The sequence below is a fragment of the Citrobacter sp. LST-B2 genome, from assembly GCF_057983045.1.
The window spans coordinates 1,575,848-1,591,887 of sequence record NZ_CP192598.1 but is presented as its reverse complement, the minus strand read 5'-3'; the positions used below and the strand labels follow the sequence as shown (position 1 = coordinate 1,591,887).

Annotated in this window: 16 protein-coding genes; 5 read left to right on the top strand and 11 right to left on the bottom strand. The window is 56.7% G+C overall.

Features of this window, described 5'->3' with window-relative positions:
• Window positions 1-165 precede the first annotated feature (165 nt).
• On the top strand, window positions 166-1,449 hold the full coding sequence (locus ACQ0PY_RS07450; protein ID WP_043001372.1) for a citrate synthase: 1,284 nt from the start codon (window positions 166-168) through the stop codon (window positions 1,447-1,449).
• A 186-nt stretch (window positions 1,450-1,635) separates the two neighbouring features.
• Window positions 1,636-2,682 carry an AbrB family transcriptional regulator gene (locus ACQ0PY_RS07445; protein WP_043001373.1) on the top strand — a complete coding sequence of 349 codons (1,047 nt, stop codon included), beginning with the start codon at window positions 1,636-1,638 and terminating at the stop codon, window positions 2,680-2,682.
• Here ACQ0PY_RS07445 and nei read toward each other — a convergent pair.
• The 11 genes from nei to ACQ0PY_RS07390 all read right to left on the bottom strand — a co-directional run bounded on the left by nei (window position 2,679) and on the right by ACQ0PY_RS07390 (window position 11,887).
• Window positions 2,679-3,470, bottom strand: coding sequence for an endonuclease VIII (gene nei, locus ACQ0PY_RS07440; protein ID WP_104446150.1), 792 nt, complete (start codon window positions 3,468-3,470; stop codon window positions 2,679-2,681). The two genes, ACQ0PY_RS07445 and nei, sit on opposite strands and share 4 nt — an antisense overlap.
• Window positions 3,471-3,493: 23 nt before the next feature.
• The gene (gene pcp, locus ACQ0PY_RS07435; RefSeq protein ID WP_043001375.1) at window positions 3,494-4,138 is read right to left on the bottom strand and encodes a pyroglutamyl-peptidase I; all 645 of its coding nucleotides are present in this window, start codon (window positions 4,136-4,138) and stop codon (window positions 3,494-3,496) included.
• A gap of 9 nt (window positions 4,139-4,147) precedes the next feature.
• Window positions 4,148-5,143: a DUF979 domain-containing protein gene (locus ACQ0PY_RS07430; RefSeq protein WP_109740013.1), complete on the bottom strand. Its 996-nt coding sequence runs from the start codon at window positions 5,141-5,143 to the stop codon at window positions 4,148-4,150.
• Window positions 5,140-5,868, bottom strand: a complete 729-nt coding sequence (locus ACQ0PY_RS07425) for a DUF969 domain-containing protein (RefSeq protein ID WP_043001377.1) — start codon at window positions 5,866-5,868, stop codon at window positions 5,140-5,142. The genes ACQ0PY_RS07430 and ACQ0PY_RS07425 overlap by 4 nt, the downstream gene beginning before the upstream one ends.
• Before the next feature lie 77 nt (window positions 5,869-5,945).
• Window positions 5,946-6,680 carry a 5-oxoprolinase subunit PxpA gene (gene pxpA, locus ACQ0PY_RS07420; protein ID WP_044266447.1) on the bottom strand — a complete coding sequence of 245 codons (735 nt, stop codon included), beginning with the start codon at window positions 6,678-6,680 and terminating at the stop codon, window positions 5,946-5,948.
• Window positions 6,670-7,602 (bottom strand): 5-oxoprolinase subunit PxpC, encoded by a 933-nt coding sequence (gene pxpC / locus ACQ0PY_RS07415; protein ID WP_090048700.1) that lies wholly within the window; start codon window positions 7,600-7,602, stop codon window positions 6,670-6,672. Before pxpC ends, pxpA begins: the two co-directional genes overlap by 11 nt.
• Complete coding sequence (pxpB, locus tag ACQ0PY_RS07410) at window positions 7,596-8,252, bottom strand: 5-oxoprolinase subunit PxpB (protein ID WP_043001379.1); 657 nt, start codon at window positions 8,250-8,252, stop codon at window positions 7,596-7,598. Before pxpB ends, pxpC begins: the two co-directional genes overlap by 7 nt.
• Before the next feature lie 21 nt (window positions 8,253-8,273).
• The gene (gene ybgI, locus ACQ0PY_RS07405; RefSeq protein WP_043001380.1) at window positions 8,274-9,017 is read right to left on the bottom strand and encodes a radiation resistance protein YbgI; all 744 of its coding nucleotides are present in this window, start codon (window positions 9,015-9,017) and stop codon (window positions 8,274-8,276) included.
• A 175-nt stretch (window positions 9,018-9,192) separates the two neighbouring features.
• Entirely contained in the window at window positions 9,193-10,611 is a 1,419-nt protein-coding gene (gene phrB, locus ACQ0PY_RS07400) for a deoxyribodipyrimidine photo-lyase (RefSeq protein ID WP_054176147.1), read from the bottom strand.
• 21 nt (window positions 10,612-10,632) lie between these two features.
• Window positions 10,633-11,586, bottom strand: coding sequence for a YbgA family protein (locus ACQ0PY_RS07395; protein WP_044327594.1), 954 nt, complete (start codon window positions 11,584-11,586; stop codon window positions 10,633-10,635).
• Between the two features lie 94 nt (window positions 11,587-11,680).
• On the bottom strand, window positions 11,681-11,887 hold the full coding sequence (locus ACQ0PY_RS07390) for a YbfA family protein (protein WP_043001383.1): 207 nt from the start codon (window positions 11,885-11,887) through the stop codon (window positions 11,681-11,683).
• 309 nt (window positions 11,888-12,196) lie between these two features.
• Here ACQ0PY_RS07390 and kdpF point away from each other — a divergent pair, with 309 nt between their 5' ends.
• Genes kdpF through kdpB form a run of 3 tightly spaced genes read left to right on the top strand, consistent with a single transcriptional unit; the run spans window position 12,197 to window position 16,033 of the window.
• The gene (gene kdpF / locus ACQ0PY_RS07385; protein ID WP_042285393.1) at window positions 12,197-12,286 is read left to right on the top strand and encodes a K(+)-transporting ATPase subunit F; all 90 of its coding nucleotides are present in this window, start codon (window positions 12,197-12,199) and stop codon (window positions 12,284-12,286) included.
• Complete coding sequence (kdpA, locus tag ACQ0PY_RS07380; protein WP_044327930.1) at window positions 12,286-13,965, top strand: potassium-transporting ATPase subunit KdpA; 1,680 nt, start codon at window positions 12,286-12,288, stop codon at window positions 13,963-13,965. The genes kdpF and kdpA overlap by 1 nt, the downstream gene beginning before the upstream one ends.
• Before the next feature lie 19 nt (window positions 13,966-13,984).
• Window positions 13,985-16,033, top strand: a complete 2,049-nt coding sequence (gene kdpB / locus ACQ0PY_RS07375; RefSeq protein ID WP_044327929.1) for a potassium-transporting ATPase subunit KdpB — start codon at window positions 13,985-13,987, stop codon at window positions 16,031-16,033.
• Window positions 16,034-16,040 lie beyond the last annotated feature (7 nt).

Sequence of the window (16,040 nt, the reverse complement as noted above, 5' to 3'; positions counted from 1 at the left end):
CCATGAGTTAACTGATTTACCTGCAAGCGCCCATTGCTCTGTACCCTGGTTTCTCCTCTATCCAGAGCGGCGAGCCGAATAACAAACTGGTAACGGTTGATTGATGTATCGATGGCAAATCTCACCTGAGTAGTCTTAAGCAATAAGGCGCTAAGGAGACCGTAAATGGCTGACACAAAAGCAAAAATCACCCTAAATGGTGATACGGCTATTGAACTGGATGTGCTGAAGGGCACGCTAGGTCAAGATGTTATTGATATTCGTAGCCTGGGTTCGAAGGGGATGTTTACTTTTGACCCTGGTTTCACCTCTACTGCATCCTGCGAATCCAAAATTACGTTCATCGACGGCGATGAAGGCATTTTGTTGCATCGCGGCTTCCCGATCGATCAGTTAGCCACCGAGTCTAACTATCTGGAAGTGTGTTACATCCTGCTGAACGGCGAAAAACCGACGCAGGCAGAGTACGACGCATTCAGAACCACCGTGACTCGCCATACCATGATCCATGAGCAAATCACCCGTCTGTTCCACGCTTTCCGTCGCGATTCACATCCGATGGCGGTCATGTGCGGGATCACCGGTGCGCTCGCCGCGTTCTATCACGACTCTCTGGATGTTAACAATCCGCGCCACCGCGAAATCGCCGCATTCCGCCTGCTGTCCAAAATGCCGACGATGGCGGCGATGTGTTACAAATATTCTATCGGCCAGCCGTTTGTTTATCCGCGTAACGACCTCTCCTACGCCGGTAACTTCCTGAACATGATGTTCTCCACGCCGTGTGAAACCTATGAAGTGAACCCGGTACTGGAACGCGCAATGGACCGTATCCTGATCCTGCATGCCGACCATGAACAGAACGCCTCCACCTCAACGGTACGTACTGCTGGCTCGTCTGGCGCGAACCCGTTTGCCTGTATTGCTGCGGGTATTGCATCCCTGTGGGGACCGGCACACGGCGGCGCGAACGAAGCGGCGCTGAAGATGCTGGAAGAAATCAGCTCGGTTAAACACATTCCGGAATTCGTTCGTCGTGCGAAAGACAAGAATGACTCTTTCCGCCTGATGGGCTTCGGTCACCGTGTTTACAAAAACTACGATCCGCGTGCCACCGTGATGCGTGAGACCTGCCACGAAGTGCTGAAAGAGCTGGGTACCAAAGATGACCTGCTGGAAGTGGCGATGGAGCTGGAACACATCGCGCTGAACGACCCGTATTTCATTGAGAAGAAACTTTACCCGAACGTCGACTTCTACTCCGGTATCATCCTGAAAGCGATGGGTATCCCGTCTTCCATGTTCACCGTGATCTTCGCCATGGCGCGTACCGTCGGCTGGATTGCGCACTGGAGCGAAATGCATACCGATGGCATGAAAATCGCGCGTCCACGTCAGCTATACACCGGCTACGAAAAACGCGATTTTAAATCTGACCTTAAGCATTAATCGTCAGACTGCCGGATGGTGACGCGACTGCGTCTTATCCGGCCTACGGTTGTCAATTCGTAGGCCGGATAAGTAGTAGCGCCATCCGGCAACTTCCCTACCTTTTCTTGACCCTCGCTATATTAATCTTCTCCGCCCTTCTCTATGATTTACGGATAGTTTGTTCATTTCTTCCGGGAGCACAGGATGCCAGTTCTGCAGTGGGGCTTGTTGTTTTTGCTGTCACTCCTTCTGTCCCTGCTCTTTCTCAGCATTCATCTTCCGGCGGCGTTACTGCTCGGCCCGATGATCACCGGTATTCTGTTTAGTCTTCGCGGTATCTCACTAAAGCTTCCTCGCTGTACGTTCCTCGGCGCGCAAGCCATTCTTGGCTGTATGATCGCGCAGAATTTGTCAGGCTCATTATTAACGACGCTGGCGGCAAACTGGGTAGTGGTGCTGGCGGTTCTGCTGGTGACGCTGCTCTCCAGTACGGTCGTTGGCTGGTTACTGGTTCGCTACAGTTCACTCCCTGGCAATACCGGCGCGTGGGGCTCATCTCCCGGCGGTGCGGCGGCAATGGTCGCGATGGCGCAAGACTACGGCGCCGATATCCGCCTGGTCGCCTTTATGCAATATCTGCGGGTACTGTTTGTCGCTGGCGCAGCAGTGCTGGTGACGCGGTTTATCATGGGCGAAAGCGCAGAAGCCGTCAGCCAGCAGATTGAGTGGTTCCCGCCGCTGAGCGGCAATCTGTTCACGACGCTGCTATTAGCGGTGGTTGCCAGCGTTGTCGGTCGGGTGCTGCGCATTCCCTCCGGTACCATGCTGGTGCCGATGCTGGTAGGCGCCCTGCTGCACGCAAGCGGCGTGATGGTGATTGAACTGCCGGAATGGCTGCTGGCGATAGCGTATATGCTTATTGGCTGGCAGATTGGTCTCGGATTCGACAAGCAGGTCTTCTTTATGGCGCTGCGACCGTTGCCGCAAATCCTGCTCTCTATCTTCGCCCTGCTTGCCATTTGCGCAGCAATGGCCTGGGGAATGACCCACTATATGCAGATTGATTTTTTAACCGCCTATCTCGCCACCAGCCCCGGCGGGCTTGATACGGTTGCAGTCATTGCCGCCGGCAGTCACGCCGACATGTCGCTGATCATGGCGATGCAAACCCTGCGGCTGTTCAGTATTCTTCTCACTGGCCCTGCCATCGCCCGTTTTATTTCAGCCAAAGCGCCGCGACAAGCGCATTAATGCTGGCAATGTGGACACCAGTAGAATGGCCGTGAGGAGAGCGTGGTTTTCTCGATGATCCCGCCACAACGTTCGCAAGGTTCACCGTCGCGGTGAAACACCTTAAAGCGAAACAGCGCGCCATGATGCTTATTTTCATCGACCTGCCCACGCGTGGTGTAGGACAAGCGCGGAATATCCAGTAGCGCATACGCTAACGCCGTCAACTGCGTCTCGCTGAGATCGCGCGCTTTGTGATAACCGGTTATCCCCACCTGCCAGAGGATCTCCACCCGCAGATAGTTTCCCAGCCCAGCGAGAAAAGCCTGATCCAGCAACAGCCCGGAAAACTGGCGGTTGCGAAAACGCGGCGAGAGTAACCGGGCTTTCACCGCATCAGGGGTCAGACGCGGGTCCAGCACGTCCGGCCCAACCCGTTGCAGGAAGGGATGGGTAGTGAGCTGTTCCGGCGTCAACATCTCAATGTCAGACGCGCTATAAAGCAGAATGGTTTTATCCGCAGTTTGCAGTTTAACGCGCAGAATACGGGTGGTGTGCGGCATGTCGCCACTGTCCACCACGTGCCAGACGCCATACAGCTGATTATGGCTGTAGAGCGTCAGACCCGCGGAAAAATGGGTCAGCAACGCTTTGCCGCGCGTCTCCATCGCCGTGACGGTCTGCCCCACCAGTGTGGATTGATACGGTTTTAACTGCGCAAAGGCAAACCAGACATCCGTCAGGGGTTTGCCTTTGATCGCCGCCTCCAGGTTATCCGCCGCGCGGCGGATCTCCGGGCCTTCAGGCATGGTTCTGTCCTTATCTGAGAAGATTAGTGCGTGGCGCCACCTGTCACGGCGATGTCATCGTCAACCTGCAATGCGGTAGCGATCGCCACCTCCAGCGCCAGACGCACCGTTTCCGCCGCCATACTGGGCGCCCCCGGATGCGCCGCCGCCTGCTGCGGCAGATAAGGGATATGGATGAATCCCCCCTTCACCTCCGCGATGCCGCTCAGTTTGTGGAGCAATCCGTACATCACATGGTTGCAAACAAATGTCCCCGCCGTCTGTGAGACCGACGCTGGCACACCGGCTTCACGCATCGCCGCCACCATGGCTTTGACTGGCAGCGTGCTAAACCAGGCCGCTGGTCCACCAGCAACAATCGGCTCATCCACCGGCTGTTGGCCTTTATTATCCGGAATACGGGCGTCGTCGACGTTGATCGCCACGCGCTCAACGGTAATATCGGTCCGTCCGCCCGCCTGTCCGATGGCCAGCACCAGCGATGGAGAGAGCGTATCAATGGCGGAATTCAGCACACTGAGCGACTCGCCAAACACACACGGCAACTGACGCGCCACCACGCGGCACCCGGCGATGATAGCATTGTCGAGCTGCGAGACCACTTCCCAGGAAGGGTTAATCTGCTCGCCGCCGAAGGGCTCAAATCCGGTGATTAATACCGTTTTCATCCGTCCTCCTTACAGGAACATCAGGAAATACATCAGGAACACGTTGACTAGCAGCAGCAGTATGCCGGTTGGCACCTGCGCTTTAATGACCGCGTTTTTATCTGGCAGTTCCAGCAGCGCGGCGGGCACGATGTTGAAGTTTGCCGCCATCGGCGTCATCAGCGTACCGCAATAGCCGGAGAACATCCCGATAGCCGCCATCACCGCCGGGTTACCACCGTGCTGAAGCACCAGAATCGGAATGCCAATTCCCGCCGTGACAATCGGGAAGGCGGCAAACGCATTGCCCATCACCATCGTCAACAGCGCCATCCCAATGGTATACACCGCCACCGCGATAAAGCGGCTGTCGACGGCCAGATACTCTTGAGTAAGATACGAAATGCCACTGCCAACGCCTGCCGCCGTAAACAGCAGTCCTAACGTTGCGAGGATCTGCGGTAAAATAAATGCCCATCCGATGGAATCCAGCAGGCGGCGCGCCTCCTGAATCGGCTGATGCACCTTCTCATGGGTCATTTTGATAGCCATACCGAGACCAATCAGTGAGCCTGCGGTCATCGAGAACAGCGTCACCAGCGTTGCATGATTACCCGGTCCAAACAGAGCGTCCTGCAACCCCGGAATGTGATTGAACATCAGTACGCCAATCACGGTGACGACCGGAATGGCCAGCGCCGGGTAAAACAGGCGGTTACCCAGACGCGTCGCGCTCTCTTCCCGCTGCTCGCGGGTGCGCTGATGATAACTGCCCAGCTTGACGCCGCCAAAACCGGCGATCAACGCCATGATCACCACCGCGACGCCGACGGCAATGTTGACTATACGTTTGTCGCCCACCAGTTGATACGTCCAGTCGCCCAGCAGGAACAACAGCCCATAGACGCCCCAGAATAACCCGGTCGTTAACCGACGCGGATTAGCTTTATCCTGCCAGGACATAATGGCGACAATCAGCAGCACGATCCCCGCCAGCCAGTAGAGGTAGCTTTGTTGAAAATTCATTGCGCCTCTCCTTTGCGGGTGTCAACAGAACCGGCTTTCGCCATTTCGCGTTGCAGATAGTTATCCAGCCGCCACAGGCGCGTACCGTGGATCACGAAGGCGCACAGGGCCGTTGGGATCCCCCATAAGGCAATGTGCAGCGGTTCGGTCTGAATACCGCCGGACTCCAGCATAAAGTTGTGCATGAAGATAATCGCGCCGAACGCGACGAAGATATCCTCACCAAAAAAAAGTCCCACGTTATCCGTCGCCGCCGACATCGCTCGCAACCGGTAGCGCACCGCGCCGGGCAATGCCCCGTACGTTTTCTCCGCCGCCCCTTCCGCCATAGGCGCTAACAACGGACGCACCATTTGCGGGTGACCGCCCAGGCTGGTCAGCCCTAGCGCAGCGGTGGCTTCACGAATAAACAGATAGACGATCAGCAAGCGACCTGACGTAGCGCTTTTAATCCTGGCAATCCACGCCTGGGCGCGCTCTTTCAGCCCGTGACGCTCGAGCAGGCCAATAACCGCCAGCGGGATCAGCAGGATAAACGGCAGGTTGCGGGTGTTGAGAAAACCTTCACCCAGCTTTTCGAGGATCGTGGCGATCGGCATTTGTGCCGCCAGTCCAGTGACGATCCCGGCGACAATAACCACCAGCACCGGGTTAAAACGTAAAAGAAATCCAACCACAATGACGGCGATGCCCATCAGTGGCCAGAGCGTTATTGCATCTCCCATAATCCATTCCTGTATGTTGTGTTTTGTTGTGGTGTTTTTATATGCGCAACCCCTCTATGGAGGCTGCGTCAGTGTGCTCAGGCAACAATGGTGATTCTGCGGGCTTCAAACGCCGAGCGTAAACGTCGGGCGAAGGCCAGCGCGTGTTCGCCATCGCCATGAATACAAACCGTTTGCGCCACCACGCTTGTCCATTCACCGGTAATGCTTTTCACGCGTCCGGTTTCCACCATTCCCAGCGTTTGCGCCAGCGACTGGTCCTCGTCTTCAATCAGCGCGCCCGGCTGCGTGCGTGGCACCAGACTGCCGTCCGCCTGATAACCGCGATCGGCGAACACCTCCTGGCGCGTGACGAGACCGTAACGCTCACCCGCACGGACAAGCTCACTTCCCGCCAGGCCGACCAGAATCAGTGCCGGATCGCAGGCGTACACCGCTTTGGCAATGGCATCTGCCAGTTGCGGATCTTTCGCCGCCTGGTTGTAGAGCATGCCATGCGGTTTCACGTGCCGCATGACGCCCCCCTCCGCCCGGGCCATGGCCGCCAGCGCGCCGATTTGATACAGCGTTTGCGCATAGACCGTTTCCACAGGCAGCGTCATCGCCGTGCGGCCAAAGTTTTCCCGATCCGGAAAACTCGGGTGTGCCCCAATGGCTACGCCATTTTTCAGCGCCTCGCGCACGCTGGTCAGCATGGTTTGTGCATCGCCGGCATGAAAGCCGCAGGCAATGTTGGCCGATGAGACCAGCGTCAACAGTTCTCCATCGCTGGCGCAGCCTTCGCCGAGATCCGCATTTAAATCAATGTTCATCATTGAGTCGCCATGTGAGTTGTTCCAGATAGCGCTGTTGGTCCAGCCGCGCTTTCAGCGCCTCCTCCAGCGAACACTGAACAAAGTGAATGGGTTGGCCGAGCGGGATCTGCGCCAGATGGTACATGTCTGCCTCGATTATGCAGGCAATGCGCGGATAGCCGCCGGTCGTCTGGGCATCGTTCATCAATACAATCGGCTGACCGTTGTGCGGAACCTGAATCACGCCAGGCAGCAGACCGTGCGACACCAGTTCCCGATCCGTCATTCGCATCAGCGGTTGTCCCTGCAGGCGGTAGCCCATCCGGTTACTCTGCGGACTGAGATGCCACGGCGATCGCCAGAACGACTCCTGCGAAACGGCGTCAAATTCGTGGTATTCCGGCCCCGGCAGCGCCCGAATGCGATTCCCCCATAGCAGCTGTTTTACCCCTCGCGCTTCCAGGAACGTCCGTCGGGGTTTGCCGGTTGCCAGCCGGTCGCCGTCTTTCAGCAGGCGTCCTTCCAACCCGCCGATGCCCACTTTGAGATCGGTACTGCATGACCCCATCACTTCCGGCACGTCGATACCGCCCGCGACGGCAAGATAGCTGCGCATACCGTGCTGCGGACGTTTTAGCACCAGACGCTGGCCCGCTTTCACCGGCAGACGCCAGCCCGTCCAGACGGGGTGATTATCCAGCCGCGCTTCGCATCCCGCACCGGTCAGGGCAAACCAGCTGTCGGTTTCAAATTCCACAACCAGTTGTCCGAGGGTAATTTCCAACACCGGAGCACTGGCCTCATTACCCACTAACAGGTTAGCGATTTGCATCGCCGGTTTATCCAGCGCACCACAATGGCTAACGCCTGACTGACGAAAACCGTGACGACCGCCATCCTGAACGGAGGTGTACAATCCCGCGCGAATAACATTCAGCATACCCCCTCCTTCTGCGGGATAAAGCGCACGCTATCGCCAGGGCGCAGGAGAACCGGTTCCTCTTTTTTCGGGTCGAACAAGGCCTGCGAGGTATGACCAATCAACTGCCAGCCACCAGGCGTTGGCAGTGGATAAATACCGGTTTGCGGTCCGCCGATACCCACCGATCCAGCCGGAACGATCAGCCGCGGCTCAGCGCGCCTGGGCGTGTGCAGTTGTTCCGGTAAGCTACCGAGATACGGGAATCCCGGCTGAAAACCTAAAAACCAGACCACATACTCGACCGACGCGTGCAGCTCCACTACCTGCTTTTCGCTCAGGCCGCTGTGGCGGGCAACGTCCGCCAGATCGGGACCTCCTGCGCCGCCGTAGGTTACCGGAATTTCGATATAGCGTGAGTCAGGCTCCAGCGCCTCACTCTCCTCCCACCAGCGTTGCAGGCGTTCGATCGCATCCAGCGCCAGCGTTTGCGGGTCACGCAGGATCACGGTGATATTGTTCATTCCCGGAATCGCCTCGACCACGTTTGGCGTCTCAACCAAACGCTGCGCCAGCCGCCAGATACGTTTCTGGCTCGCCAGCGTCACCGGCGGCTCAAGCTCCAGCACTACCGCCGTTTCACCTAACAGATAACAACGCGCTCGTTGCACTTGCGTTCCTCTTGTTTTTATTTATGCCGGGTTTGGAATATCAATAAACGTCACATCCAAATCGGTGTTCTCCGTCAACCATTCGCTGAGCGCACGGATCCCGCCGCGTTCGGTGGCGTGATGCCCGGCGGCGTAAAAATGCAGTCCCTGTTCACGGGCTGAGTGGATGGTTTGTTCGGAAACTTCACCGGTGATAAAGGCGTCAACGCCAGCCTGCGCGGCGCTGTCGATGAAGCTTTGCCCGCCGCCAGTGCACCAGGCGACACGTTTGATAGTATCCGGCCCGGTATCACCGCACCATAACGGCCTGCGTCCAAGACGTGCTTCAATCCACGACGCCAGTTCCAGCCCAGGGACCGGCATCGTCAGTTCGCCCCAGGGAACCAGCGGCTCGATTTCACCCATCACGGTGATCCCCAACAGGGCCGCCAACTGTGCGTTGTTGCCCAGTTCGGGATGTGCATCCAGAGGGAGATGCCAGCCGTAGAGGTTAATGTCATTCGCCAGCAGCGTTTTCAGGCGATTGCGCTTCATCCCGCGAATCACCGGAGATTCGCCTTTCCAGAAATAGCCATGATGAACGATGACCGCATCAGCCTGCAGACGCACCGCTTCATCCAGTAACGCCTGACTGGCGGTCACACCGGTGACGATTTTTTGCACCGTTTCTTTGCCTTCAACCTGCAAACCGTTTGGCGCGTAGTCGCTGATGGCGGCGCTGTTCAGTTTCTCGTTGATCAGTTGTTCCAGTTCGGTGTTTTTCATCATCGATCCCTTGTTTATTTATGCACTCCGTTAACATAGCGTCCCTGTGGCGGTTCGTCGATAGACAATTATTAGCCATATTAAGAAACCATCACCCCGTTCTTAGCCATAAAAAAAGGGGCGTATTAACGCACCTCATTATGAATAGTTATGGCGTCAGGCCGCATAGCCACCGTTAGTTCTTTCGCGCGGCCTCATACGCGGCAAGCGTCTGCTGGCGCGCCAGTTTGTGATCGACAATCGGCTGCGGGTAGTCGAGCGTGATGCTTTCTTTCATCGCCCATTTCCACGGCTCGTGAATCGCCTTGCCCGGTACATGGCTAAGTTCCGGGATCCACCGGCGGATAAACTCCCCCTCTCTGTCGAACTTTTCGCCCTGCGTCGTGGGGTTAAAAATGCGGAAATACGGCGCGGCGTCGGTTCCGGTAGAGGCCGCCCACTGCCAGCCGCCGTTATTCGCAGCGAGATCGCCATCAATCAGTTGCGACATGAAATAGCGTTCACCTTTACGCCAGTCAATCAGCAGATCTTTGACCAGGAAGCTGGCCGCAATCATCCGCAGACGGTTGTGCATCCAGCCGGTGGCGTTCAGTTGCCGCATCGCCGCATCAACAATCGGATAACCCGTTCTCCCCTCCTGCCAGGCCTGTAAATCTTCCGCACGATCCCGCCAGCGCACGCGATCGGTCCAGAGAATAAAGGGGCGGTGTTTGCACAGATTGGGATGGTACGTCATCAGATGGCGATAAAACTCACGCCAGATAAGTTCGTTCAGCCAGACACTGCCCGCGCCGCCGTCCAGCGCCTGCGGCTGTTCCGCCAGCAGGCGATGCAGACACTGGCGCGGCGATAAGCCACCGGTAGCAAGACTGGCGGATAAACGACTGGTGCCCTCAATGGCCGGGAAGTCGCGACATTCGTCGTACTCTCCTGCCCCCTGCTGGCAAAACTGGCGTAACCGGGCAATTGCGGCTTTTTCTTCGGCGGGAAAAAGGGCGGGGTCGAATTCCTGTTGCGGATAGTGAAGGTTAATTGGCACCAGCGCGGAAGAAACACTACCGTTCTCCCGGCGGGCCGGTGCGGATACGCACTCCGGCATCCCCTCCTTCAGCCGTTTTAACCAGGCGTTTTTAAACGGCGTGAAGACTTTATACATCTCATGATTTCCCGTCGTCACCGCACCTGGCGGCAGGATCACGCTGTCATCAAACCCTTCGCAAACCACATGCGGCAGCGCCTTTTCTACCGCCGCATCGCGTTCACGCTCGTTCACTTCATACTGATAGTTATAAAACAGGTGGCTGACGTCATGCTGTTCGCACACCGCTTTCACCGTTTCAATACTGCCCGCGAAGTCATCGACTTCCTCAAACAGCAGCGGAATGCCTTTTTCCGCCAGCGCCTGTTGTAAAGCGTTTAGCTGAGCCTGGATAAAGGCGGCCTGACGCGGTGACATGACGTGATTCTTCCACTGCTCAGGCGTGGAGATAAATAACGCCACAACGCGCGCGGCGCGGTGGCGGCAGGCGGCGGCGAGGGCAAGATTGTCATGCAGACGGAGATCGCGACGAAACCAGACCAGATGGGTGGACATAACACTCCCGAATGAAAAAAATCAACTCCCGTAGCGCAGCCGCAGGGCTTCCGGCCAGGGATCAAAATAGCGTTGCCCGGAGAGATACGCATCCGGATATTCTGCCATATAGTGTTTGAGCAGCGTCACAGGCGCAAGCAGTGGCTGCGTAGCGCGTCGGTAACCGTCAATAAGGGAAGCCAACTCCTGCCGCTGACGGGCATTGAGCTGTTTGCGAAAATAGCCCTGAACGTGCATCAGGACATTGGTATGGTTACGCCGGGTGGCAGGATGGGACATCAGTTTCATCAGGCGCAGACGATATTCAATGAAAAAGTCATCAAGGCTTTCCCACTCGTAAAGCGCAGCGACAAAGCGCCCCAGCTCGCGGTATTCCGGCTGTGAATGGGCCAGCAGCAACAGTTTATAGCGGCTGTGATAGTCAATCAGCGCGCCACGCGTGAGTCCTTGTTGCCGCAATCCATGCAATTCATGCAGGGCATAAATCCGCGCGACAAAATTTTCCCGTAATTGTGGATCGTGCAATCGCCCGTCCTCTTCAACAGGGAGCCACGGATAAGACGCCATCAGGATTGAGGTAAAGATACCGCGACCGGCTTTGCGATTGTTTTTCCCATCGGCGTCATAAACACGAACGCGTTCCATGCCGCAACTTGGGGATTTCGCACAGACAATATAACCACAAAGGTGTTCGAAACGACTGACACGTTCTTCACTGAACGCGGTCATCGCCTGGGTTAAATCGCCCTCGCGCCGGTCACTGAAACGCAGTGCAATTGCCTCTTCCATTTTGACTAAGCGCAATGCAGGACGCGGCACCGGCAGGCCGATCGCCATTTCCGGACAGACGGGTTCAAAGTGCACCCACGGTGAAAGTTCTTCGACTGCAAAGGGCAGGCGTTTGTGTCCACCATCAAAGCGAACCGCCTCCCCTAACAAACAAGCGCTAATGCCAACAGGGATTTTCTCGCTCATGATGTCTCCTTTTCCATTTCTGAAATAAGTGTAGACACAGAGACATAAAAAAACCGCCACATTGCTGTTGGCGGTTTTTCTGAACGCGATGCGCTTAATAGAAATCGCAGGTGGCTTTTTCAGCCTGATCCATCCACACCGGTTTATCGCTGGTTTTTGACCACACGCGGTGTAAATAGCTATAAAAACGGGCGCGGTCTTTCCAGAACAGCATGACCGGTAGTGCCAGCACCCCAGCCACGACGGCGAAAGTACGGCGTAACAATACAACATGTGCTGGATATTCTTTGTACAACTCCATGATTCTCTCCCCTTTATCTGGCCGGTAATCATCACCGGTAAAGTCAAAATTGGTTATCTGCTGAAAATAGTACCGCTTTGCGTGTAATTTTACTACTCATCCGACCACTTATTTTTAGCTATTTACGCTTTATTTATCTTTATCGCGTAATTAAGTTACAAAAAAGTTAAATTAATACTAATCATTAGTTAAATAATGGTCTTTGCCATTTTTATACTTTTTTTACACCCCCGACGTCGATTTTTGCGAAATCTTTGCAGGCAGATATTTACGCTTTGTTTATCACATTTATGCCACGGGAGGTGCACTGTGAGTGCAGGCGTGATAATCGGCATCGTGCTGATTTTCTTATTATTAGGTTACCTGGTATATGCATTGATCAATGCGGAGGCGTTCTGATGGCTGCGCAAGGATTTTTACTCATCGCCAGTTTTCTGCTGATTCTGTTCGTGCTCGCCAGGCCGTTAGGCGCGGGCCTGGCACGGCTGATCGGCAACCATTCGCTGCCTGGTACCGCGAGGGTTGAACGCCTGATCTGGCGCGGTCTGGGCATTTCGACAGACGAGATGAACTGGAAGCAGTACCTGCTGGCGATCCTCGCGTTGAATGTGCTGGGGTTGACGCTCCTGTTCCTGCTGTTGTTGTGGCAACACCTTCTGCCGCTGAATCCACAGCAGTTGCCCGGTCTGCCCTGGCATCTGGCGCTTAATACGGCGGTGAGTTTTGTTACCAATACCAACTGGCAGGCTTACAGCGGGGAAACCACCTTAAGCTATTTCAGCCAGATGGCCGGGCTGACGGTACAAAACTTCCTGTCCGCCGCGACCGGCATTGCGGTGGTGTTCGCGCTGATCCGCGCCTTTACCCGCCAGAGCATGAATACGCTGGGCAATGCGTGGGTCGACCTGGTGCGTATTACCTTGTGGATTTTATGCCCCATCGCGCTGGTGATTGCGCTGTTCTTTATTCAGCAAGGCAGCCTGCAAAATCTGCTGCCCTATCAGACTTTCACTACTCTGGAAGGTGTGCAGCAACTGCTGCCGATGGGGCCGGTGGCCTCGCAGGAAGCCATCAAGATGCTGGGGACCAACGGCGGCGGCTTCTTTAACGCCAACTCGGCACACCCGTTCGAAAACCCCACCGCGCTGACCAACATGGTGCAAATGCTGGCCATCTTTTTAATTCCAGCCGCGCTCTGTTTCGCGTTTGGCGACGCGGCAGGCGATCGCCGTCAGGGGCGGATGTTGCTGTGGGCCATGTCGCTCATCTTCACCGTCTGCGTCGCCGTGGTGATGTGGGCGGAGGTCCAGGGCAACCCCCATCTGCTGCAATTTGGCGCGGATTCCACTCTTAATATGGAAGGCAAAGAGAGCCGCTTTGGCGTGCTGGTGAGCAGTCTGTTTGCGGTGGTGACGACGGCAGCCTCATGCGGCGCGGTGATCGCCATGCACGACTCGTTTACCGCGCTGGGCGGCATGGTGCCAATGTGGCTGATGCAGATTGGCGAAGTGGTGTTCGGCGGCGTTGGTTCGGGCCTTTACGGCATGCTGTTGTTCGTGCTGCTGGCAGTGTTTATCGCCGGACTGATGATTGGCCGCACGCCAGAATACCTGGGCAAAAAGATCGACGTTCGCGAGATGAAAATGACCGCACTGGCGATTCTGGTCACCCCTGCGCTGGTTTTACTCGGCACCGCGCTTGCCATGATGACCGATGCGGGACGCAGCGCCATGCTCAACCCTGGCCCACACGGCTTTAGCGAAGTCCTGTACGCCGTCTCTTCCGCCGCCAACAACAACGGCAGCGCCTTTGCTGGTCTGAGCGCAAACACCCCGTTCTGGAACTGCCTGCTGGCGTTTTGCATGTTCGTCGGTCGCTTCGGGGTCATCATCCCGGTGATGGCGATTGCCGGATCGCTGGTGGCGAAAAAGAGCCAACCGGCCAGTCCCGGCACCCTGGCGACCCACGGCGCGCTGTTTGTCGGTTTACTGATCGGCACAGTGCTGTTAGTCGGCGCCCTGACCTTTATTCCTGCACTGGCGCTTGGCCCAGTCGCTGAACACCTTTCCTTACGCTAAGCGATGCGGAGCAAATGTTATGAGTCGCAAACAACTGGCGCTGTTCGAACCGTCTCTGGTCGCTCAGGCGCTGATGGACGCAGTGAAAAAATTAAGCCCACATACCCAGTGGCGCAACCCGGTGATGTTCATTGTCTGGATGGGTAGCCTGCTGACCACCGTGATTACCGTTGCGATGGCGACAGGACAGATGGCCGGCAGCGCGCTGTTTACCGGGGCGATCAGTCTGTGGCTGTGGGTCACTGTACTGTTTGCCAACTTTGCGGAAGCGCTCGCCGAAGGGCGCAGTAAAGCACAGGCCAACAGCCTCAAAGGAGTGAAAAAGACGGCCTTTGCCCGCAAACTGCGCGAGCCGAAGTACGGCGCGAAAATGGATCACGTTCCGGCCGATGAGCTACGCAAAGGCGACATCGTGCTGGTGGAAGCAGGTGATATCATTCCCTGTGACGGCGAAGTCATTGAAGGCGGCGCCTCCGTGGATGAAAGTGCGATTACCGGAGAGTCTGCGCCGGTCATCCGCGAATCCGGCGGCGATTTCGCCTCGGTGACTGGCGGGACGCGCATTCTCTCCGACTGGCTGGTGATCGAGTGTAGCGTGAACCCTGGCGAAACTTTCCTTGACCGGATGATCGCCATGGTCGAAGGCGCCCAGCGCCGTAAAACGCCCAACGAGATCGCCCTGACCATTCTGCTGGTAGCCCTGACGATTGTCTTTTTGCTGGCAACCGCCACGCTGTGGCCATTTTCTGCCTGGGGCGGTCACGCGGTCAGCGTCACGGTGCTGGTCGCCCTGTTGGTTTGTCTGATCCCAACGACAATCGGCGGGTTACTCTCCGCGATTGGCGTCGCCGGGATGAGCCGTATGCTCGGTGCGAACGTCATCGCCACCAGTGGCCGCGCGGTGGAAGCCGCAGGCGACGTGGACGTACTGCTGCTGGACAAAACCGGCACCATTACTCTCGGTAACCGTCAGGCCTCGGACTTCCTGCCTGCGCAGGGTGTCGACGAAAAAACGCTGGCCGACGCCGCACAGCTTTCGTCGTTAGCCGATGAGACGCCGGAAGGTCGCAGCATTGTGATCCTCGCCAAGCAGCGCTTTAATCTGCGCGAACGTGACGTGCAGTCGCTGCATGCCACCTTCGTCCCCTTTACCGCCCAGAGTCGTATGAGCGGTATTAACATCGACAACCGGATGATTCGTAAAGGTTCCGTCGACGCCATCCGTCGCCACATTGAGGCCAGCGGCGGCCAGTTCCCGGCGGATGTCGAGCAGAAAGTGGACAGCGTCGCCCGTCTGGGCGCCACGCCGCTCGTGGTGGTGGAAGGTTCCCGGGTGCTAGGCGTGATCGCGCTGAAAGATATCGTCAAAGGCGGGATAAAAGAGCGTTTTGCCCAGTTGCGTAAAATGGGCATTAAAACGGTGATGATCACTGGCGATAATCGCCTGACCGCCGCCGCCATCGCCGCCGAGGCGGGTGTGGATGACTTTCTTGCCGAAGCGACACCGGAAGCCAAGCTGGCGCTCATCCGCCAGTATCAGGCGGAAGGCCGCTTAGTGGCGATGACCGGTGATGGTACCAACGACGCCCCGGCGCTGGCCCAGGCCGATGTCGCGGTAGCAATGAACTCCGGTACGCAGGCGGCAAAAGAAGCGGGCAACATGGTCGATCTCGACTCTAACCCCACCAAGCTTATCGAAGTGGTGCACATCGGCAAACAGATGCTGATGACGCGTGGTTCACTGACCACGTTCAGTATCGCCAACGACGTGGCGAAGTATTTTGCGATCATTCCGGCCGCGTTCGCCGCGACCTATCCGCAACTGAATGCGCTGAACATCATGCGTCTGCATTCGCCGGACTCGGCCATTCTGAGTGCGGTGATCTTTAACGCCTTGATTATTGTCTTTCTGATCCCGCTGGCGCTGAAAGGCGTGAGCTACAAACCGCTTTCCGCCTCCGCCATGCTGCGCCGTAACCTGTGGATTTACGGTCTGGGGGGGCTGGTGGTGCCGTTTATTGGCATCAAAGTAATTGATTTGCTGCTGACCCTGCTGGGTCTGGTGTGAGGTGTCT

Excerpts from the sequence above, each read along its gene's own strand:
- ACQ0PY_RS07450 (WP_043001372.1), top strand. The coding sequence starts at position 166 with ATGGCTGACACAAAAGCAAAAATCACCCTAAATGGTGATACGGCTATT.
- ACQ0PY_RS07445 (WP_043001373.1), top strand. The coding sequence starts at position 1,636 with ATGCCAGTTCTGCAGTGGGGCTTGTTGTTTTTGCTGTCACTCCTTCTG.
- nei (WP_104446150.1), bottom strand. The coding sequence starts at position 3,470 with ATGCCTGAAGGCCCGGAGATCCGCCGCGCGGCGGATAACCTGGAGGCG.
- pcp (WP_043001375.1), bottom strand. The coding sequence starts at position 4,138 with ATGAAAACGGTATTAATCACCGGATTTGAGCCCTTCGGCGGCGAGCAG.
- ACQ0PY_RS07430 (WP_109740013.1), bottom strand. The coding sequence starts at position 5,143 with ATGAATTTTCAACAAAGCTACCTCTACTGGCTGGCGGGGATCGTGCTG.
- ACQ0PY_RS07425 (WP_043001377.1), bottom strand. The coding sequence starts at position 5,868 with ATGGGAGATGCAATAACGCTCTGGCCACTGATGGGCATCGCCGTCATT.
- pxpA (WP_044266447.1), bottom strand. The coding sequence starts at position 6,680 with ATGAACATTGATTTAAATGCGGATCTCGGCGAAGGCTGCGCCAGCGAT.
- pxpC (WP_090048700.1), bottom strand. The coding sequence starts at position 7,602 with ATGCTGAATGTTATTCGCGCGGGATTGTACACCTCCGTTCAGGATGGC.
- ybgI (WP_043001380.1), bottom strand. The coding sequence starts at position 9,017 with ATGAAAAACACCGAACTGGAACAACTGATCAACGAGAAACTGAACAGC.
- phrB (WP_054176147.1), bottom strand. The coding sequence starts at position 10,611 with ATGTCCACCCATCTGGTCTGGTTTCGTCGCGATCTCCGTCTGCATGAC.
- ACQ0PY_RS07395 (WP_044327594.1), bottom strand. The coding sequence starts at position 11,586 with ATGAGCGAGAAAATCCCTGTTGGCATTAGCGCTTGTTTGTTAGGGGAG.
- ACQ0PY_RS07390 (WP_043001383.1), bottom strand. The coding sequence starts at position 11,887 with ATGGAGTTGTACAAAGAATATCCAGCACATGTTGTATTGTTACGCCGT.
- kdpA (WP_044327930.1), top strand. The coding sequence starts at position 12,286 with ATGGCTGCGCAAGGATTTTTACTCATCGCCAGTTTTCTGCTGATTCTG.
- kdpB (WP_044327929.1), top strand. The coding sequence starts at position 13,985 with ATGAGTCGCAAACAACTGGCGCTGTTCGAACCGTCTCTGGTCGCTCAG.